The 18,939-nt window shown below is 34.7% G+C and carries 22 protein-coding genes; 15 read left to right on the top strand and 7 right to left on the bottom strand.

The annotated features are described in order from the left end of the window. Nucleotides 1-17 precede the first annotated feature (17 nt). The 7 genes from AC2TDS_RS07680 to AC2TDS_RS07650 form a co-directional block, all read right to left on the bottom strand. Nucleotides 18-701 carry an SDR family NAD(P)-dependent oxidoreductase gene (locus tag AC2TDS_RS07680; protein ID WP_484738512.1) on the bottom strand — a complete coding sequence of 228 codons (684 nt, stop codon included), beginning with the start codon at nt 699-701 and terminating at the stop codon, nt 18-20. A gap of 37 nt (nt 702-738) precedes the next feature. Then, nucleotides 739-1,710, bottom strand: a complete 972-nt coding sequence (locus AC2TDS_RS07675) for a YjgN family protein (protein WP_484738511.1) — start codon at nt 1,708-1,710, stop codon at nt 739-741. 111 nt (nt 1,711-1,821) lie between these two features. Next, nucleotides 1,822-2,490 (bottom strand): hypothetical protein, encoded by a 669-nt coding sequence (locus tag AC2TDS_RS07670; RefSeq protein ID WP_484738510.1) that lies wholly within the window; start codon nt 2,488-2,490, stop codon nt 1,822-1,824. A 6-nt stretch (nt 2,491-2,496) separates the two neighbouring features. Then, a complete protein-coding gene (locus tag AC2TDS_RS07665; RefSeq protein ID WP_484738509.1) occupies nt 2,497-3,465 on the bottom strand; it encodes a DUF3179 domain-containing (seleno)protein in 969 nt (322 codons plus the stop codon). 115 nt (nt 3,466-3,580) lie between these two features. Next, on the bottom strand, nt 3,581-5,017 hold the full coding sequence (locus tag AC2TDS_RS07660) for a SusD/RagB family nutrient-binding outer membrane lipoprotein (protein ID WP_484738508.1): 1,437 nt from the start codon (nt 5,015-5,017) through the stop codon (nt 3,581-3,583). A gap of 11 nt (nt 5,018-5,028) precedes the next feature. Continuing rightward, nucleotides 5,029-8,277, bottom strand: a complete 3,249-nt coding sequence (locus AC2TDS_RS07655) for a SusC/RagA family TonB-linked outer membrane protein (RefSeq protein WP_484738507.1) — start codon at nt 8,275-8,277, stop codon at nt 5,029-5,031. A gap of 127 nt (nt 8,278-8,404) precedes the next feature. Further along, complete coding sequence (locus tag AC2TDS_RS07650; protein WP_484738506.1) at nt 8,405-10,033, bottom strand: BamA/TamA family outer membrane protein; 1,629 nt, start codon at nt 10,031-10,033, stop codon at nt 8,405-8,407. A 174-nt stretch (nt 10,034-10,207) separates the two neighbouring features. Between AC2TDS_RS07650 and rpsL the strand changes: the two genes are divergently transcribed. The 15 genes from rpsL to rplN all read left to right on the top strand — a co-directional run bounded on the left by rpsL (nt 10,208) and on the right by rplN (nt 18,935). Continuing rightward, the gene (rpsL, locus tag AC2TDS_RS07645) at nt 10,208-10,588 is read left to right on the top strand and encodes a 30S ribosomal protein S12 (protein WP_484738505.1); all 381 of its coding nucleotides are present in this window, start codon (nt 10,208-10,210) and stop codon (nt 10,586-10,588) included. Between the two features lie 31 nt (nt 10,589-10,619). Continuing rightward, nucleotides 10,620-11,096, top strand: a complete 477-nt coding sequence (gene rpsG / locus AC2TDS_RS07640; protein ID WP_484738504.1) for a 30S ribosomal protein S7 — start codon at nt 10,620-10,622, stop codon at nt 11,094-11,096. A 5-nt stretch (nt 11,097-11,101) separates the two neighbouring features. Further along, entirely contained in the window at nt 11,102-13,219 is a 2,118-nt protein-coding gene (fusA, locus tag AC2TDS_RS07635; protein WP_484738503.1) for an elongation factor G, read from the top strand. 5 nt (nt 13,220-13,224) lie between these two features. Continuing rightward, on the top strand, nt 13,225-13,530 hold the full coding sequence (gene rpsJ / locus AC2TDS_RS07630; protein ID WP_075342599.1) for a 30S ribosomal protein S10: 306 nt from the start codon (nt 13,225-13,227) through the stop codon (nt 13,528-13,530). A 299-nt stretch (nt 13,531-13,829) separates the two neighbouring features. Next, entirely contained in the window at nt 13,830-14,441 is a 612-nt protein-coding gene (gene rplC, locus AC2TDS_RS07625; protein WP_484738502.1) for a 50S ribosomal protein L3, read from the top strand. Between the two features lie 5 nt (nt 14,442-14,446). After that, nucleotides 14,447-15,076, top strand: a complete 630-nt coding sequence (gene rplD, locus AC2TDS_RS07620) for a 50S ribosomal protein L4 (RefSeq protein ID WP_484738501.1) — start codon at nt 14,447-14,449, stop codon at nt 15,074-15,076. Between the two features lie 7 nt (nt 15,077-15,083). Next, nucleotides 15,084-15,374: a 50S ribosomal protein L23 gene (rplW, locus tag AC2TDS_RS07615; RefSeq protein ID WP_484738500.1), complete on the top strand. Its 291-nt coding sequence runs from the start codon at nt 15,084-15,086 to the stop codon at nt 15,372-15,374. Between the two features lie 11 nt (nt 15,375-15,385). Further along, complete coding sequence (gene rplB, locus AC2TDS_RS07610) at nt 15,386-16,210, top strand: 50S ribosomal protein L2 (RefSeq protein WP_484738499.1); 825 nt, start codon at nt 15,386-15,388, stop codon at nt 16,208-16,210. Nucleotides 16,211-16,216: 6 nt separating this feature from the next. After that, nucleotides 16,217-16,495 (top strand): 30S ribosomal protein S19, encoded by a 279-nt coding sequence (rpsS, locus tag AC2TDS_RS07605; protein ID WP_484738498.1) that lies wholly within the window; start codon nt 16,217-16,219, stop codon nt 16,493-16,495. 9 nt (nt 16,496-16,504) lie between these two features. After that, entirely contained in the window at nt 16,505-16,909 is a 405-nt protein-coding gene (gene rplV / locus AC2TDS_RS07600) for a 50S ribosomal protein L22 (protein ID WP_484738497.1), read from the top strand. A gap of 11 nt (nt 16,910-16,920) precedes the next feature. After that, nucleotides 16,921-17,634 carry a 30S ribosomal protein S3 gene (rpsC, locus tag AC2TDS_RS07595; protein ID WP_484738496.1) on the top strand — a complete coding sequence of 238 codons (714 nt, stop codon included), beginning with the start codon at nt 16,921-16,923 and terminating at the stop codon, nt 17,632-17,634. A gap of 20 nt (nt 17,635-17,654) precedes the next feature. After that, nucleotides 17,655-18,086 (top strand): 50S ribosomal protein L16, encoded by a 432-nt coding sequence (gene rplP, locus AC2TDS_RS07590; protein ID WP_484738495.1) that lies wholly within the window; start codon nt 17,655-17,657, stop codon nt 18,084-18,086. An 11-nt stretch (nt 18,087-18,097) separates the two neighbouring features. Further along, complete coding sequence (rpmC, locus tag AC2TDS_RS07585) at nt 18,098-18,289, top strand: 50S ribosomal protein L29 (protein WP_484738494.1); 192 nt, start codon at nt 18,098-18,100, stop codon at nt 18,287-18,289. Nucleotides 18,290-18,307: 18 nt separating this feature from the next. Continuing rightward, complete coding sequence (rpsQ, locus tag AC2TDS_RS07580; RefSeq protein WP_093668855.1) at nt 18,308-18,565, top strand: 30S ribosomal protein S17; 258 nt, start codon at nt 18,308-18,310, stop codon at nt 18,563-18,565. Nucleotide 18,566: 1 nt separating this feature from the next. After that, entirely contained in the window at nt 18,567-18,935 is a 369-nt protein-coding gene (gene rplN, locus AC2TDS_RS07575; RefSeq protein ID WP_093668857.1) for a 50S ribosomal protein L14, read from the top strand. Nucleotides 18,936-18,939 lie beyond the last annotated feature (4 nt).

Here is an 18,939-nt window from a genome sequence, read left to right as displayed (position 1 = left end):
ATGCAAGGCAATTAAATTTAGGGTGTTGAGTTAGAAACTTGCAATACCTTTCCGTTATAGTATTTGTTACCAGTTAATGAAAAATCAAAAATATACATTGCCATCTCTTTGGCTGAAAGAGGTGCTTCATATCCTGGAAAAGCTTCCGCTAACATTTCAGTTTGTACAGCACCTAGTGCTAGAACATTAAAGGCAATTTCCTGTTGTTTATATTCTTCTGCTAGTAATTCTGATAATGTGATTACAGCTCCTTTTGCAGAGCTATAGGCAGCTAAACCCGGAAATTTAGTGCTTCCTTGAATACCACCCATACTACTAACGGTAATCACATGGCTACCCTTTTTCATAAACGGCAGTATTTGCTTAGTTAATGCAGCAACAGCAAAAACGTTAACTTTATACACTTCTTCAAAGTCAGTAGTTGTTAATTCAGAAAAAGGTTTGTTAATGAGCTTTCCTGCATTATTTATAAGGATATCTACATGTTTCCAGTTATTATGAATGAAATGAATAGCTTTAGCGATGTCATTTTCTAACGAGAGGTCTACAGATAAGCTTGTGATGTTTTTATGATTTTCATTTTTCAGGGGTGAAGTATTTCTAGATAGTGCCAAAACTTGATGTCCTTCTGCGGCAAATTGTTTTGCTAATGCAAAACCGATACCTCTACTTGTACCCGTAATAACAATGTTTTTATTCATTTTAAGTGTATATGGTTTATTAATTAAGTTAAGAGAACTACACGATGTCTATGTCTAAGAAATCTAAAAAGCTTTGACCTGTTGCGTTGTCATAATCGTCGTATGAAGTTTGTTGTATTGCATTGGTATCTAAACCTTCTTCAATTTCTAAAAAACGAAAAACAAAATCGAAGGTTCTAACAATTACCCAAGGAGAGGCCAATCCGAAAGTGCATAGAATTAATAAAAAATTAGTGATTACTAAATTAAAAATATCACCGACAGTCATGTTTAGCTTAAAGTGTATCTTTTTGCCGTTCTGAGTTAATTCTGTGTTTTCAACATAAAACTCCCATACCCTTTTTATATGCCAGAAAGTATAAATGCCTAGGGTAAGGAAAAACAGAAGAAAGAATTTTAAATTAATCCAAAATAACGTTTCTCCTTTTCCCTTAAAATCGAAAGATAAACTGCCAAATCGTAGATGGCTAATAATGTATTTTCTAATCTCAATTTGAAACCAAGCCCCATAGATACCCAAGGTTAATATGGTTAATATCATACCTGTTACGAATTTCCAAAACAATTCAAATCGGTTGCCTAAATATTTGAAATAAATTCCTTTCCAAGAACTTCTCGATGCTCGGTAACGAGCTGCTCCATGTAAAGCGAAAGGAATTACAAGAATGAGAAAGAAATAGAAAACAGTAATACTTGTAAATAGGGCAGTTTGACTATTCTTAGATATACCGTATAAAAATAAAGAATATAATAGTAAAAAAGGTATATAGACTTTAATAAAGCCTTTAAAAACCTCTTTTCCGGTCCCTTGAAAGGCAAAGTGTGTATTGTCAAGTTCGGTAGACTTGTAATGGTATGTAAGTAGCTCCACTTTAGCCCATGGATAATAAAGTCCGAAGGAGAGAATCGTTAATAAAATGTTTTTAAAATAAATAAGGGCAAACTCAGACCCTTTGCCAAAATATTTGAAATTTGTCTTTTTTGGTTTTATACCTGAAATTACGGCCATTGTGTATTTTATAATTTTATAATTGTTATTCTATATCATGCAAAATCTATCAACTGAGGAATCTTAAAAAAAGACTCCTAAAAAAATAGTTCTTTAGGAGTCAAATTTAAATTAAATTTTCAGCATTTTAATTATGTCTAAATCTTTTTTTAGATTTAAATTCCTGTATAGAGTCCTGTTTTTTTCTTTGTTAAGAAGTTTTAATATTTTCGATTTTGATTTAGGAACCTTAGTAATAGTTCCATTCAGTATAAAATATCGTTTCGATTTAACCTGAACTATCTGCTCCATTAGTCCTAAAGATCTACTAGAGGGAATACTTTTTTTCTTTAACTTGTATAATCTGATGAATGTTATTTTACCATTTGAATACAATTCTTGATAATATTTACTATCGATAGAATTGGAAAAACTTAGGTCAAACGGCACAAATTGTTTATCATCTATAATAATTTTTTTGATTGCATCTTGCTTTAGAATGGTTACTTCATTTTCGAAAGCGAGTTCCATCCTTTGGTCAAAAATGTTGTAATTACATTCTTTGAATTGGTAAAGTTTATCGTCTTTGCCTTCAATTAAACATTTAGACCATTTTTTTGTTAAATAATAGCTGCCGTTGGTTTTAGACGTATGTTCGTTGTTGTACTTAGAATTGAATTTTAGTAAAGCAAAATTTTCCAAATTATTGTTGAAAACACCATTTTTTATGGATACCCCTCGGTTTTGAGTATATGCGTAGTTAACTATTGAAAGTAGAAATAATATGATTATTTTTTTCATTGTTATTTAATTTAGGGGATTAACGCTGTCAAATACAGTTTCAAAAGCCACTGTGCTGCCTGTGTAGCTTTCAATTATTTCGAGGTTGTTTCCTTTGCTAGGTCCGTCGAAATAATAGCCATTCCAGTCGTATTTATTTTGAGCATCATCAGTTATATAATCGCTGGTCATTCCAGGTCTTAGTGTGTAATTTGTTGAAAATATACGTATCATTTTTTTCGATTTCATGCCCATTATTTGGTAATTGCCAATGGTGTGCGAAAAATGATCGGATTCTATGCTTTTCAGTTTATAGATATCTGTACTTCGTTTTATTTTGTCATTATTAAAAGAAATAGACGTTTGTTCCCAGTCCAGTGTGTTCTGATCTTCATACGTTCTTATATTGTTGAATTCTCCTAAGTCATTATCTTCTATTATAGCAATTGAAATATCATTGAAACAATTTTTAATGGTTTCCCATTCGGTATCAATTAAAGGAATAGACTCAATTATATGCTGATTAAAAGTACCGTAGTACCCAATGGTAGATGCTAACATTTGTGATGTTAGACTTTGTTTTGTTGAATTGTAGAAAATGAGGTTGTCTTTGTAGCGATAACCTGAAGCTCTTATTTTTTCATTAATGTTTTGTTTAAACGCAAGGGTAGTATTTGTAATTGGGCAATGCGTTATAGAGTAACTTTTTGAATTTACTTTGAAGTTCATCGTTTCAAAGTATCCTAAATATCCGAACAAAAAAATGAAATTTCTAGCATCTATATTGACTAGCGCAACTCTATGTAAATCAGAAATAGTACCTTGATATTCCTGTGGTGATAAAAAACGAACAGAATCAACCTCGGGGTAAGGAACAAACTCACCAATAATAAATTGTTCGTCTACCAACCAAGTTGTTTTTTCTAAAGATGAAGATAAGGTATCTTCATTAACTAAATGATGATCATTAAATCTAGAACAGGATACAATGACCATTAGTGATATTATAAATACAGACCTCACGTGTAAATATATAAAAAAAGCTGGTAGTTTATTTACTACCAGCTTCATTTAACAGTTTATTTAACAGTTTGTTATGTGTTATGCAGTACTAGTTTGCATCCCAGAATAACTTCGTTGTTTTAGTGTCTCCTCCAATTGCCGATGCTGCAGAACTATATTGCGCACCGTTTAATTGAGCTTCAGATACTGGGTATAAAAACCTAGTTGGGATATCTGCTGCCGTCAAATCAGTAGGAACATTTAACGTTGGTTGGTCAAAAGCTCTCCAAGTAGTCCAGCCTTCAAAACCATTATTATACATTGCTATCCACTTTTGAGTAGCTATTTTTTGTTTCCAATCACCTGTTGCAGTAGCATACGCTACATTTGCTTGAGCAAGGTAAGTACTGGCGTCAGCAGCATCCTTTTCCCATTCAAGAATAGAAGCTGTAACACCTGCATTATAATAAGCTTCAACTGTTCCAGAAACTGCATAAGATCTTGCAGCTGCTTCAGCTAATAAGAAGTTCATTTCTGCAGCCGTCATAATGTTTCCAGGTAAATCAGGTTGCTTCATTAAGTCAGAAATGGCAGAAGCTCCACCAGGAGAGTTAGCGCTACCATAAGTACCACCAGCATATACACCACCTAACATTTCGAAGTAAGAACTTAACCTAGGGTCATTTAATGGATTCATTACATCAACTAATGTGTTTGCAGCAACAAAGTCATTTCTTCCACTTTGAACTAAAGAAACCCATAATGGATTTGTATTCGGTGCTGAACTTAAGTACTTAATACCAAAGTTATCTGCATTAGCAAGAATTGGTCCGGCAGTAGCTGCTTCTTCCGCTTTTTGTTGTGATAAAGCAGGATTCACATCTGCTAAACGCATAGCCAATCTTAATTTTAATGAAATAGCTGCTTTTTTCCATTTATTTACGTCTCCTTGATAAATAGGATCCTGCGTTGCAGGAAAACCATTACCTGTTCCTAATTTAGAAATAGCATCATCTAACCTAGTTAATAAGTCCGTATAAATTGTAGCCGCATCATCATACGTTGGTGTTGCGTTCAATGGATCTAATGCCTCAGTATAAGGTACATCTCCAAAAGTATCAACCAATATAGAGTAAGCATAAACTTCTAAAAAGTTTACCATAGCAAGCTTATTTGGTAAATCAGCTTGTAACAATGGATCTATAGATGCTTCAGAGTTCAAAAGCTCTTTTGCTCCTTTTAAATCTTGTAATACATCTCTGTATAAAGTGTTCCAAATGCTACCTCCAATGTTTCTCGTAACTTGATTGTATCTACTTTCATCAGGATACGTTGTTTGAGCGAAATATTGAGCGTATAATCTAAAAACATTATTATTAACACTTGTTGAATTCATTAAATCAAACAAGTTTCTCGCGCCATTGGTAAATAAACCAGCAGACGGAACCGATGATGGGTTTTTTGTATCAATGTTTAAACTCTCATCTACTTCACAAGAAGTAAAGACTAAGAATAAACAGATTGTTGATATTATATATTTTTTCATTTCAGTTATTTTTAAAATTCAAAGTTTAAGTTTAAACCTATAGTTCTTAAAGTTGGGAAAGAACCAGAGAGATATCCTTGAGCATTTCCAGCCCCTAAACCAGATTCAGGATCTGCAAAAGGTACATTCTTATGAATGATCCATAAGTTTCTACCAATTAGTGAAAGGTTAGCGTTACTAATAGCCCCGTTAAATAGATTGTCAACAGGTAATTTGTACGTTAAAGCAAGCTCACGTAATTTTACATAAGAAGCATCATACATAGTTAAAGCAGCTGGGTTTCTTGAAGAATTCCCCCAATAGTAAGCACCACCATAATAGTCAGCACGAGCTCTTGTTGTATTAGGAGTACCGTCTTCCTGAACACCTTCGTTTAAAACACCACCACCATCAGCAACAGGGTCTCTCACAGGATTTCCTAATTCGTTAAGACCTGCTGTATAATATGGTAAACCAGTACCTTGACCATAGTGTAAATCTAAAGAATACACATCTCCACCTTGTTGCACATCAATTAAGAAGTTTAACTTAAAATCTTTGTAACTAAGTGTGTTTGTAATACCACCGGTCCAATCTGGATTTGAATTACCAATAACTTGATCCGCTACTGCTTTGTAATACCCATTTGAATCAATGATTCTTTGTCCGTTTTCATGATATTCGAAACCTGTTCCTCTAAGTGTTCCGTATGGCTGACCAACTGTAGCATTAACCGAAATACCTCCTTGGTAACTGTTTAAAACTAAGTTTGTTTGATCACCATAAAGTTCAACAACTAAGTTGTTGTTCTTTGCCCAGTTTACACCGATATCCCACTTAAAGTTATCAGTTGATACTGGAGTAGCATTTAATCCAATTTCAAAACCTTTGTTTTCAATAGTACCAGCATTTACCCATCTATTGGTGAAACCTGTTGATGCACTAGTTGATACAGGCATTAATTGGTTTTCAGTTCTTTTTTTATACCAAGTTAAATCTAAAGCAATTTTATTGTCGAATAATCTTGCCTCTAAACCAACTTCAATTTCTTTAGTTCTTTCAGGAACTAACTCTGCGTTTTGTTTTGTTCCCGGGAAAGAGAATAAAGCAGAAGTACCAAAGTTATCAATAGCAGTAAATGTATCAAATACATTGTTAGCAGGTAAGTCGTTACCAACTTCTGCATAACCAGCACGTAATTTTCCAAAGTTTATCCACTCAGTATCCTTAAGGAATTCAGAGAAAATAAAACTAGAACTTACTGCGAAATAATTGTATGCGTTATTTTCTGAAGGTAACGCCGAAGAAATATCATATCTATCAGTGAAATCTAAAAATAACATGTCTTGATATCCAAGTGTTCCTTGAATATAAAAACCATTAACTTGCTTTTGGTTTAATAATTCAACTGGTTTTGGGTTAGGGTTTGTTGAATTAGCTAATGAATAAAATTCAGGTACGTTAAGTCCACCTGCAGTTGACTGGCGTAAATAATCGTAAACCTCTCTTCTTATATTCATACCTGCAACACCAGATAAACTTAAATCATCTGTTAAATCTTTATTGAAGTTTAACATTACATCATAGTTGTATTCACTAAATCTGATGTCTTTTCTGTCATATCCTGATGATTCGTCATCTCCTAATACTCCAAATTCAGTAGCAACCGAACCGTTGGCTCTTCTTTCTTCTCTTAATTCAGTATAGGTATCTACTGATCCTTTAACTGTTGCTGTTAACCAATCGTTGATCGTATAAGTTCCAAAAACGTTTCCTACAAAACGATTTCTTCTATCCGATTGATAGTTTTTGTAACGAGTCCAATATGGGTTATCCCAATAGTGAGGTTGTAAAACTCCTTTCCCACCAGGTAAACCACCTTCATGGTTCCATGAATAGTTTTTACCAGTTTGGTTGTAGATGTCTTTTTGATCATTCATATCAACGTTCACTTGCCACCATTGTCTAAATTGTGCCATAAGGTTATCACCATATCCAGTCGAGTTTCTACCTTTCGTTCTCTGAACAATAAATGTACCGTTTGAACCAACATTCAATTTATCAGACACCTTTAATGTCCCATTCATATTGAATGTATTTTTGTTGATTTTCGAGTTAGGTAACATTCCTGTTGCATCGAAATTCGTATAACCTAATCTGTAGGTCATCTTGTCATTACCTCCTGTAAAAGAGATAGAGTTGTTGTATTGAAAAGCTGTTTCAAAGAAATCAACCGGAGTTGATTGGCCAGCCACGTAAGGTGTTGCTTGTTGGTAATTCCTGTGCTCAGGAACAAAAGCGTCCCATTGATACACTAAACTCCCGTCTAAAGGAGCTCCATATGAAGCATCATCGTACGTAGGAACAACTAAATCTGCTATGTTATCTCCATTCACGTCGATATCTTCGAAATAACCAGTACTTCCGTAATAAGGGCCATAACCAGCACCATATTCGTCTTGGTATTCGATGAAAGTGCTTTTATCAATTGCTCCGATAGTTGTACTAGAACTAACTGAGATTTTTGACGATCCAGCTTTTCCTTTTTTGGTAGTAATAATTACTACACCATTTGCTCCACGCGATCCGTAAATAGCTGAAGCCGCTGCACCTTTTAATATGTTGATAGATTCAACATCATCTGGGTTTAAATCAGAAGCGGCATTACCATAGTCATAACCTTTACGACCGCCAGCTTGATTACCTGTGTTGTTTATTCTATTCGATAAAGGAATACCATCCACTACGAATAAAGGTTGGTTGTTTCCAGTTAAAGAACTAACACCTCTAATCAGAAAGTTTGCTGAACCACCAAAGTTGTTATTTGCTTTGATTTGTACACCACTAACTTTACCACTTAAAGAGTTTACAACGTTGTCCAACTTAACAGTTGATACTTCTTTGCCTCCTACTTCTTGTGATGAATACCCTAAACTTTTCTTTGCTCTTCTAATACCTAAAGAAGTTACAACAACCTCTTCTAAAAGATTGTCGTTCTCTAAAGAAACGTTAATTGTACTCGCTGAACCAACTGTTCTTTCAGTAGATTTCATACCCACAAAACTAAAAACAAGAATATCTCCCGTATTCGCTTTTATTGAGTATTTACCATCAAAGTCAGTTTCTGTACCTTGCGTAGTGCCTTTTTTTAATACTGTTACTCCAGGTAGTGGTCCAGATTCATCTGAAACAGTCCCTGAAATAGTTTTTACTTGTGCAAAAGAGATCTGCACAACCAACGCTAGGAATAGCGTTAAAATTCCATTAAACTTTGTTTTCATTGCGTAATTGTTTGAATTAATTGCCCAAAAGTCTTAAATAAAAATTAATAAACCAACTAAAAGTTTAACTAATTCTTAAGATTGTTGATCTAGAGCCGAGTTTTGTTGAACCTTATGTTTTTTTTTATTAAAAAAGCGTTGTTATTTTTATATTGATTAAGGAATTATTTAAATCGAAGTTGTTTTTTTGTGGTTTTCCTAATGAAAACGATAAGTTGATTAAGGTGTTTTCTACACGTTGTTTATATCCCAATCCTATACCTGTGATAAAGCCTTTGTCTATTGTGTTTTGATAGTATGCCTGGTCAATTAACGAATACAGCACTGTTTTCTTTGTCAGTGAATAATGATGTTCTATACTAAATAAATAGTAACTAGAAGCAAAAATGCTCTGCTCGTTGAAGCCTCTTATGGAGTTAGTTCCGCCTATTCGAAATAATTCATTTTCCAAGAATGTTTCAGAGGTTAAGATGTTGACACTGTTTTTTAAGAGTAAGGCATTTCTCTTATTGAGGCTTATCAGGTAATTCATAGTTGTGGTAAACTTGAATTGAGAGATACTTGTTTGATTTGATAGTTTTTTTCCAAAAGAAGGATTGATGTTTAGACTTAATTTTTCGTTTGTTAAAAAGTTAGATTCTTCGCTTATACGGTAAGAAAATAACAATCCTATGAAGTAGTTTTTAAAGTCGTTTATGGAAGCGGATATTTCTTTTAAAGTATTGATTGAGTTTGTTGAGTCGTAGGTTAAGGCTATCGATGATTTGTGGGTTATTTTATAGTTGAATTTTGTGCTTAATTGGGTGTTTAAAAATGTTGAGTCTTGTTTGTAGATGTCAAATGACAGGGTAGGTGTTATTGATGAGTTGAATATGTATGGTAGTTTAACAGAAACATTAAAAGTGGTGCGGTCATTGTTTAAAGCTTTCCAAGATAAATTAAAAGTCTCTCCAGTATCAAGTATGTTTCTTAGGTGCAAATCAAGATGACCATTAAGGTTTATTCCTGAGTTGTTATCGTTTGAATTTAGGCTCAAAATCCCATCGAAATAACTAGTTTTTTCTTTTTTTAAAGATAAAAACAACAATGTAGAGTCTTTACTGAATAGTACTTCGGGCTTTTTAGTTGAACTAACAAAATCTAAGTTGTTAATGAGAGATGTTATTGTTGCAAGGTTTGTTTTGCTAATTGTTGTGTTGTTGCTAATGTTAAGTTCGTTTTTAAGATAGGAAGTAGGGAAATTTTTATAGCCTTTGATGATGGTTTTGCTTATGTAGCGAATTTCTGGTTTGGTGATGTCAACTTCGGCGTATAGCGTGTCCTTTTTTAATCGAATGTTTCTTAATTGTATTTCTGTAAAAGACTTTCCTTCCTGATCTAGCTTTTGAGTTTTGTTAATTAAATAGTTTTTAAGTTTTTCTAGAGGCATTATTATTTTTTGATTGTTATCGTAGAGGATTACCTCATTGATTTTTTTGTTTAGTGAGAAGAAATAAGTAAAATTGTTTTCTTTTTTTACAAGTTTGTAGGTGTGGTTAAAATACCCTCTTGTTTTTAAGTGTTTTGAGATTTTTTCCAATTCAGAAAGCAGCTCTTTTTCTGAAGAATGATTCGTTTTAAATGTAATTATTTGTAAAAATTCACTTTCACTAGGGTCTTTTGAATTTATATTTAAAATATATTCTTGAGCAGATATAGAGGTTAAAAAAAACAAAAGTACTATAGTTAAGGCGTTTGTTTTAGTGAGTTTAGTCAAGGTAGAAAATTTTAAGCTAAGGTACATTATTATTATATTCCATGCGATGAGTGTACTATCTTGTTTAAAAATAACTTACTGATATTTGAATAATTAGAAAAATGTTGTACATTTGCGCACTCTTTAAAATAAGAGGAATTATTTAGTACAAACGAAAAATAGTAATTAATTAGTATGCCAACTATTCAACAATTAGTTCGTAAAGGAAGAGCCAAAATAACTAAGAAGAGTAAATCGGCTGCTTTGACGGCATGTCCCCAAAGACGTGGAGTTTGTACGCGTGTTTACACTACCACACCGAAAAAACCTAACTCAGCAATGCGTAAAGTTGCTCGTGTTAGATTAACAAATGGTAATGAAATCAATGCGTATATTCCAGGTGAAGGACATAATCTTCAGGAGCACTCGATAGTATTAGTTAGAGGTGGAAGGGTAAAAGATTTACCAGGTGTTAAATATCACATTGTTCGTGGTGCTTTAGATACTGCAGGAGTTGAGGGAAGAACTCAACGTAGATCTAAATACGGAGCAAAACGCCCAAAAAACAAAAAGTAAAAATAATTAGTAACTTTTTTAATGTAAAGACATGAGGAAAAGAAGAGCTAAAAAAAGAGTTTTGTTACCGGATCCAAGGTTTAATGATCAATTAGTAACACGTTTTGTGAATAACTTAATGTGGGACGGTAAGAAATCTGTAGCATTCAAAGTTTTTTATGATGCAATAGACATCGTAAATGAAAAGAAAACCGACGAAGAGAAGTCGGCTTTAGAAATTTGGAAAGATGGTTTGTCAAATGTGATGCCACACGTAGAGGTACGTTCTCGTCGTGTTGGTGGTGCTACATTCCAGATTCCAATGCAAATTCGTCCAGATCGTAAAGTTTCAATGGCGATAAAATGGATGATAACTTATGCGCGTAAGCGTAATGAGAAAACAATGGCGCAACGTTTAGCTGCTGAAGTTTTAGCAGCCGCTAAAGAAGAAGGAGCCGCTGTTAAGAAAAGAGTGGATACTCACAAAATGGCTGAAGCAAACAAAGCATTCTCACATTTTAGATTTTAATAACCATGAGTAGAGATTTAAAATACACAAGAAATATTGGTATTGCTGCGCATATTGATGCGGGTAAAACAACAACTACAGAGCGTATTCTTTATTATACTGGAGTTTCTCATAAAATTGGAGAGGTACATGATGGTGCAGCGACAATGGACTGGATGGAGCAGGAGCAAGAAAGAGGTATTACAATAACTTCTGCTGCTACTACTTGTACATGGAAATTTCCAACAGAAAACGGGAAGCCAGCCGCTGATGCGAAAGGATACCATTTTAATATAATTGATACTCCTGGTCACGTTGATTTTACGGTAGAAGTAAACCGTTCATTACGTGTCTTAGATGGGTTAGTTTTCTTATTTTCTGCTGTTGATGGTGTAGAGCCACAATCTGAAACTAACTGGAGATTAGCTGATAATTATAAGGTGCCTCGTATGGGCTTTGTTAATAAGATGGACCGTCAAGGGTCTAACTTCTTAGCAGTATGTCAGCAGGTAAAAGACATGTTAGGTTCAAATGCTGTGCCTATAGTTTTAAATATTGGTGATGAAGCTGATTTTAAAGGAATCGTTGATCTAGTGAAAAACCGTGCTATCGTTTGGCATGATGAAACTCAAGGAGCAACTTTCGATGTAATCGAAATTCCTGAAGATTTGAAAGAAGAAGCAAGAGAGTTGCGTGGTAAACTTATAGAAGAGGTTGCTGCTTATGACGAAAACTTGCTTGAAAAATATATGGAAGATGAAGATTCTATTACAGAAGATGAAGTACATGCTGCTTTAAGAGCTGCTGTGATGGATATGTCTATCATTCCTATGGTTTGTGGTTCAGCATTCAAAAACAAAGGAGTTCAATTCTTGTTAGATGCTGTATGTCGTTATTTGCCTTCTCCGGTAGATAAAGAAGCTATTATAGGTACTGATCCTAATACTGGTGACGAGGTTACTCGTAAACCAGATGCAAAGGAACCATTTGCTGCGTTAGCATTTAAGATTGCTACAGATCCGTTTGTAGGACGCTTAGCATTCTTCCGTGCATATTCAGGTCGTTTGGATGCTGGTTCATATGTGTTGAATAACCGTTCAGGTAAAAAAGAACGTATTTCACGTATTTATCAAATGCACTCAAACAAACAGAATGCAATTGATTTTATAGAGGCTGGAGATATTGGAGCTGCGGTAGGTTTTAAATCTATTAAGACAGGAGATACATTATCTGATGAGAAGCATCCAATAATTTTAGAATCTATGGACTTTCCTGATCCAGTAATCGGTATTGCTGTAGAGCCTAAAACAAAAGCAGATGTAGATAAATTAGGAGTGTCTTTAGCTAAGTTGGCAGAAGAGGACCCAACCTTTACTGTAAGAACTGATGAGGCTTCTGGACAGACTATTATTTCTGGAATGGGTGAGCTACACCTTGATATCATTGTTGATCGTTTAAAACGTGAATTCAAAGTAGAAGTTAATGTAGGTCAACCGCAAGTTGAGTACAAAGAAGCGATTACTGCTGCTGCTAATCATAGAGAAGTGTATAAAAAGCAGTCTGGTGGACGTGGTAAGTTTGCAGATATAGTGTTTACTATGGAGCCTGCGGATGAAGGAACTCAAGGTTTACAATTTGAATCTACTATTAAAGGAGGTAACGTTCCTAAGGAATTTGTACCTTCAGTAGAGAAAGGATTTAAAGAAGCAATGAAGAATGGTCCTTTAGCTGGTTACGAAATGGATTCAATGAAGGTTACTTTAAAAGATGGATCTTTCCACCCTGTGGATTCTGATCAATTATCTTTTGAATTGGCTGCGAAAATGGGTTATAAGGCTGCTGCAAAAGCTGCAAGAGCTGTAATCATGGAGCCATTGATGAAGTTAGAAGTGTTAACTCCAGAAGAAAACATGGGAGACATTGTAGGTGATTTAAATAGAAGACGCGGTCAAGTGTCTGATATGAGTGATCGTGCTGGGTCTAAAGTGGTAAAAGCAGTAGTGCCTTTATCGGAAATGTTTGGATACGTAACAGCGTTAAGAACTATGTCTTCTGGTAGAGCGACTTCAACTATGGAATTCTCTCACTATGCAGAAACACCGTCGAATATTTCAGAGGAAGTAATAGCTAAAGCTAAAGGTTAATTAAGATGAGTCAAAAAATTAGAATAAAATTAAAATCTTACGATTATAACTTAGTAGATAAGTCTGCTGAGAAAATTGTAAAGACAGTAAAAAGTACTGGAGCTGTGGTAAATGGTCCAATTCCATTACCTACTCATAAAAAGATTTTTACTGTATTACGTTCACCACACGTAAATAAAAAATCAAGAGAACAATTTCAATTATCTGCTTACAAGCGTTTATTAGATATCTATAGTTCTTCTTCGAAAACTATTGATGCTTTAATGAAACTTGAGTTACCAAGTGGAGTAGAAGTTGAAATTAAAGTATAAGTAAATCAATAACTTTCGGTTTAATTTTTTTAAGCCGAAAGTTTTTTTTACTTTTGCACACCGAATTTAAGTTCAGTGTGTTAATATTGATGCTGAAAATAAATTCAGTAGACATGTCCTGAGGGTTTCGCGAAGGAAAAACGGTTAAACACTAAGTCAGAGCTAAAAGTGTTTTACGCTCTGTTTTTTTTGAGCAAACATAAAGGAAGTGTAAATGAAACTTTTGTTTCAAATAATTAATTAGTAATAGACGCGCTGGATACACGAATTAAAATCTAATCGTCTTAAAACAAACAAATATGTCTGGGTTAATAGGAAGAAAAGTAGGAATGACCAGCTTATTCGATGCGAACGGTAAAAATATTCCGTGCACCGTTATAGAAGCAGGTCCTTGCGTTGTTACCCAAGTCAGAACCGAAGAGGTTGATGGCTATAACGCTTTACAACTTGGTTTCGATGACAAAAAAGCAAAAAGCTCTAATAAAGCTTTAGATGGTCACTTTAAAAAAGCTGGTACATCTGCTAAAAGAAAAGTTATTGAATTTCAAGGATTCGAAGGAGAGTACAATTTAGGTGACTCAATTACAGTTGAACACTTTGCTGAAGGTGAATTCGTTGATGTATCAGGGGTTTCAAAAGGTAAAGGGTTTCAAGGTGTTGTGAAACGCCATGGATTTGCTGGAGTAGGGCAAGCGACTCACGGTCAACATAACCGTTTAAGAGCGCCAGGTTCTATTGGTGCAGCTTCATATCCTGCAAGAGTATTCAAAGGAATGCGTATGGCAGGTCGCATGGGTGGAGACAAAGTTAAAGTTCAAAATTTAAGAGTACTAAAGGTGGTTGCTGAAAAAAACCTTATTGTTGTTAAGGGCGCAATTCCAGGACACAAGAACTCTTATGTAACTATCTAGAAATAATGAAAGTAGCAGTATTAGATATTACAGGAAAAGATACTGGTAGAAAAGTTGAACTTTCTAGCGAAGTATTCGGTGTTGAACCAAATGATCATGCAATCTATTTAGATGTAAAGCAGTATTTGGCTAATCAAAGACAAGGTACACACAAGTCTAAAGAGAGAGCTGAGATTACTGGTAGTACAAGAAAGATTAAGAAACAAAAAGGTACAGGTACTGCGCGTGCAGGAAGTATTAAATCTCCAGTTTTCAGAGGAGGAGGACGTGTATTTGGTCCAAGACCAAGAAACTATTCTTTCAAGTTAAACAAAAACTTAAAGCGTTTAGCACGTAAATCAGCTTTGAGTATTCAAGCAAAAGATAACAATTTAGTAGTAGTTGAAGATTTCAATTTTGAAACTCCAAAAACGAAAGAATTTGTTAATGTATTAAAAGCTTTAGAGTTAGATACTAAAAAATCTTTATTCGTTTTAGGTGAGGAAAGTAAGAATGTTTACTTATCATCTCGTAACCTAAAGAAATCTAAAGTAGTTAATGCCACAGGTATTAACACATACAATGTTTTAAACGCTAACAGAGTAATTATTTCTGAGAGCTCATTGGAAGGTATTGAATCTAATTTAAGTAAATAGGGAAGAAATGAGTATTTTAATTAAACCTATTATTACGGAAAAAGCTACAAATGATAGCGAGGTATTTAACCGTTATACATTTGTTGTAAATAAAAAGGCTAACAAAGTTGAAATCAAAGGAGCTGTTGAAGCTACTTATGGTGTTGCAGTTGCTGCAGTAAGAACTATGAATCATCCAGCAGAACGAAAAACTAAGTATACTAAGAAAGGTTTAGTTTCTGGATTGACAGGTGGTTACAAAAAAGCAGTTGTACAGTTAGCAGAAGGTGAAACTATTGATTTTTATAACAATCTTTAAGAAAAGACAGAATGTCAGTTAGAAAATTAAAACCAATAACACCAGGTCAGCGTTTTAGAGTTGTAAATGGGTTCGACACCATTACTACTGATAAGCCGGAGAAATCATTATTAGCTCCGAAAAAACGATCTGGAGGTCGAAACAATCAGGGAAGAATGACTACACGTAATATAGGTGGAGGTCATAAACAAAAGTACCGTATTATTGATTTCAAAAGAAATAAAGAAGGTATCCCTGCAACAGTAAAAACTATTGAGTACGATCCAAATCGTACTGCATTTATTGCTTTAGTAGTTTATGCTGATGGAGAAAAGCGTTATGTAATTGCACAGAACGGATTAAAAGTAGGTCAAAAGATCCTTTCAGGAAAAGAGGCTATCCCAGAGGTAGGTAACGCTATGTATTTAAGCGATATTCCTTTAGGTACCACTATTTCTTGTATAGAATTACACCCTGGTCAAGGAGCAGTTATGGCTCGTTCAGCGGGTTCTTTTGCACAATTAATGGCAAGAGACGGGAAGTATGCGACTGTTAAATTACCTTCAGGAGAAACAAGATTAATCTTATTGACTTGTAAGGCAGCTATAGGAGTTGTTTCTAATTCTGATCATCAATTATTAGTATCTGGTAAAGCAGGTAGAAGTAGATGGTTAGGTAGAAGACCTAGAACGAACGCTGTAAGAATGAACCCAGTTGATCACCCAATGGGAGGTGGTGAAGGACGTTCTTCAGGAGGTCATCCAAGATCTAGAAATGGTATTCCAGCTAAAGGATTTAAGACTAGATCGAAAACTAAGGCTAGTAACAAGTATATTATAGAACGTAGAAAGAAATAATAAATCATGGCAAGATCATTAAAAAAAGGACCTTACGTTCACTATAAGTTAGAGAAAAAAGTGTTAGCTAACGTTGAATCTGGTAGTAAATCTGTTATTAAAACTTGGTCTAGAGCAAGTATGATTACACCTGATTTCGTTGGACAAACTGTTGCTGTTCATAATGGACGCCAGTTTGTGCCTGTATACGTTACAGAAAACATGGTAGGTCATAAATTAGGAGAATTTTCACCAACTCGTTCATTTAGAGGACATGCTGGTGCGAAAAATAAAGGTAAAAAATAGTAGGAAATTATGGGAAGTCGTAAACGAAACATGGCAACACAGTTAAAAGAAGCTAGAAAGCAAAAAGCTTTCGCTAAGCTTACTAACTGTCCTACATCACCAAGAAAAATGCGCTTGGTAGCAGACTTAGTTAGAGGAGTAGAAGTCGAAAAAGCTTTACAAATCTTAAAATTCAGCCCTAAAGAAGCATCTCGTAACTTAGAAAAGTTATTATTATCAGCTATTGCCAACTGGCAAGCTAAGAATGAAGATGCAAGTATAGAAGAGGCAGGATTATACGTGAGATCTATTTATGTAGATAGCGCAGGAATGTTAAAGAGATTAAGACCTGCTCCACAAGGACGTGCTCATAGAATTAGAAAACGTTCTAATCACGTAACTTTAGAGTTAGGAGCTAAAAATAACAGTAATTAATCAAGGTAGAAATGGGACAAAAAACAAATCCAATAGGAAATCGTTTAGGAATTATCAGAGGATGGGAATCTAACTGGTATGGTGGAAATGACTACGGAGATAAAATCGCTGAAGATGACAAGATAAGAAAGTATATCTATGCTAGATTATCTAAAGCAAGTGTATCTCGTGTAATCATTGAGCGTACTTTAAAACTTGTAACCGTTACTATCACTACGGCACGTCCAGGTATCATTATTGGTAAAGGAGGTCAAGAGGTAGACAAGTTAAAAGAAGAGCTTAAAAAGATTACTGGGAAAGAAGTTCAAATTAATATTTTCGAAATTAAACGTCCAGAACTAGATGCAAGATTAGTTGCTTCTAGTATAGCACGTCAAATTGAGAACAGAATTTCTTACAAGCGTGCTACGAAAATGGCTATCGCAGCAGCAATGCGTATGAATGCAGAAGGAATTAAAGTGCAATTATCAGGTCGTTTAAATGGTGCTGAAATGGCACGTTCTGAGCACTATAAAGAAGGAAGAATACCTCTTTCTACCTTTAGAGCAGATATCGATTATGCACTTGTTGAATCACATACTACATACGGAAGAATCGGTATTAAAGTATGGATAATGAAAGGTGAGGTTTATGGTAAACGTGAATTATCTCCATTAGTTGGATTGTCTAAACAAAAAGGGAATTCTAACAAAGGAGGAAAACGTCAACCTCGCAGAAGAAAATAATTTTTTAAAAGAAATTACACATGTTACAGCCAAAAAGAGTAAAGTTCCGTAGAGTTCAGAAAGGCAAGGGTAATATGAGCGGTAACTCTGGTAGAGGTACTCAGCTTTCAAATGGAATGTTTGGTATCAAGTCATTAGACCAGAACTTACTAACATCTCGCCAAATTGAAGCAGCTCGTATCGCAGCAACTCGTTATATGAAAAGAGAAGGGCAACTATGGATTAAAATTTTTCCAGACAAGCCAATTACTAAGAAGCCTTTAGAGGTACGTATGGGTAAGGGTAAAGGTGCTCCTGATCATTTTGTTGCCGTAGTAAAACCAGGTAGAATTTTGTTTGAAGTTGGCGGAGTGCCAATGGAAGTAGCAAAAGAAGCTTTACGTTTAGCAGCACAAAAACTTCCAGTAAAAACGAAGTTTGTTATCGCAAGAGATTATGATTTTAACGCTTAATTCTATATAAAATGAAACAATCAGAAATTAAAGAATTATCAATCGCCGACTTACAAGAAAAGTTTGGAGCGTTAAAGAAAAATTATACTGATCTTAAGATGGCTCATGCCCTAACTCCATTGGAAAACCCATTAGAGTTACGTAGCCTAAGAAGAACTGTGGCAAGAATTGCTACAGAATTAACTAAAAGAGAATTACAATAATTCTAGTCAGTTTTAAAGATGGAAAAAAGAAATCTTAGAAAAGAGAGAATAGGTGTTGTATCTAGCAATAAGATGGAGAAATCTATCGTGGTAAGCGAGGTAAAGAGAGTAAAACACCCAATGTACGGGAAGTTCGTATTAAAAACGAAGAAGTATGTTGCGCATGACGAGAATAACGATTGCAACGAAGGTGATACTGTAAAAATAATGGAAACTCGTCCATTAAGTAAATCTAAACGTTGGAGATTAGTAGAAATCCTAGAAAGAGCTAAATAATATGTTACAAACAGAATCAAGATTAAAAGTAGCAGACAACACTGGAGCAAAAGAGGTTTTAGTGATTAGAGTTTTAGGAGGAACAAGAAAGCGTTACGCTAGCGTTGGAGATAAAATCGTAGTTACGGTAAAGTCTGCAACTCCAAACGGAACTGTGAAGAAAGGTCAAGTTTCTCGCGCAGTTGTTGTTCGTACTAAGAAAGAAGTTAGACGTAAAGACGGATCATACATTAGATTTGATGATAACGCTTGTGTACTATTAAATCCTACTGAGGAGATGAGAGGTACACGTGTGTTCGGCCCTGTGGCTCGTGAGTTACGTGAGAAGCAATTTATGAAGATCGTATCATTGGCACCTGAGGTGCTTTAATAAT

Source organism: Tenacibaculum profundicola (assembly GCF_057220795.1).
Note: the sequence above shows the minus strand (reverse complement) of the source record. Positions and strands in the feature narration are given on the sequence as shown.

What these genes read in the sequence shown, in the direction of transcription:
- AC2TDS_RS07680 (WP_484738512.1), bottom strand. Translation starts at nt 701, where the DNA reads ATGAATAAAAACATTGTTATTACGGGTACAAGTAGAGGTATCGGTTTT.
- AC2TDS_RS07675 (WP_484738511.1), bottom strand. Translation starts at nt 1,710, where the DNA reads ATGGCCGTAATTTCAGGTATAAAACCAAAAAAGACAAATTTCAAATAT.
- AC2TDS_RS07670 (WP_484738510.1), bottom strand. Translation starts at nt 2,490, where the DNA reads ATGAAAAAAATAATCATATTATTTCTACTTTCAATAGTTAACTACGCA.
- AC2TDS_RS07665 (WP_484738509.1), bottom strand. Translation starts at nt 3,465, where the DNA reads ATGGTCATTGTATCCTGTTCTAGATTTAATGATCATCATTTAGTTAAT.
- AC2TDS_RS07660 (WP_484738508.1), bottom strand. Translation starts at nt 5,017, where the DNA reads ATGAAAAAATATATAATATCAACAATCTGTTTATTCTTAGTCTTTACT.
- AC2TDS_RS07655 (WP_484738507.1), bottom strand. Translation starts at nt 8,277, where the DNA reads ATGAAAACAAAGTTTAATGGAATTTTAACGCTATTCCTAGCGTTGGTT.
- rpsL (WP_484738505.1), top strand. Translation starts at nt 10,208, where the DNA reads ATGCCAACTATTCAACAATTAGTTCGTAAAGGAAGAGCCAAAATAACT.
- rpsG (WP_484738504.1), top strand. Translation starts at nt 10,620, where the DNA reads ATGAGGAAAAGAAGAGCTAAAAAAAGAGTTTTGTTACCGGATCCAAGG.
- fusA (WP_484738503.1), top strand. Translation starts at nt 11,102, where the DNA reads ATGAGTAGAGATTTAAAATACACAAGAAATATTGGTATTGCTGCGCAT.
- rpsJ (WP_075342599.1), top strand. Translation starts at nt 13,225, where the DNA reads ATGAGTCAAAAAATTAGAATAAAATTAAAATCTTACGATTATAACTTA.
- rplC (WP_484738502.1), top strand. Translation starts at nt 13,830, where the DNA reads ATGTCTGGGTTAATAGGAAGAAAAGTAGGAATGACCAGCTTATTCGAT.
- rplD (WP_484738501.1), top strand. Translation starts at nt 14,447, where the DNA reads ATGAAAGTAGCAGTATTAGATATTACAGGAAAAGATACTGGTAGAAAA.
- rplW (WP_484738500.1), top strand. Translation starts at nt 15,084, where the DNA reads ATGAGTATTTTAATTAAACCTATTATTACGGAAAAAGCTACAAATGAT.
- rplB (WP_484738499.1), top strand. Translation starts at nt 15,386, where the DNA reads ATGTCAGTTAGAAAATTAAAACCAATAACACCAGGTCAGCGTTTTAGA.
- rpsS (WP_484738498.1), top strand. Translation starts at nt 16,217, where the DNA reads ATGGCAAGATCATTAAAAAAAGGACCTTACGTTCACTATAAGTTAGAG.
- rplV (WP_484738497.1), top strand. Translation starts at nt 16,505, where the DNA reads ATGGGAAGTCGTAAACGAAACATGGCAACACAGTTAAAAGAAGCTAGA.
- rpsC (WP_484738496.1), top strand. Translation starts at nt 16,921, where the DNA reads ATGGGACAAAAAACAAATCCAATAGGAAATCGTTTAGGAATTATCAGA.
- rplP (WP_484738495.1), top strand. Translation starts at nt 17,655, where the DNA reads ATGTTACAGCCAAAAAGAGTAAAGTTCCGTAGAGTTCAGAAAGGCAAG.
- rpmC (WP_484738494.1), top strand. Translation starts at nt 18,098, where the DNA reads ATGAAACAATCAGAAATTAAAGAATTATCAATCGCCGACTTACAAGAA.
- rpsQ (WP_093668855.1), top strand. Translation starts at nt 18,308, where the DNA reads ATGGAAAAAAGAAATCTTAGAAAAGAGAGAATAGGTGTTGTATCTAGC.
- rplN (WP_093668857.1), top strand. Translation starts at nt 18,567, where the DNA reads ATGTTACAAACAGAATCAAGATTAAAAGTAGCAGACAACACTGGAGCA.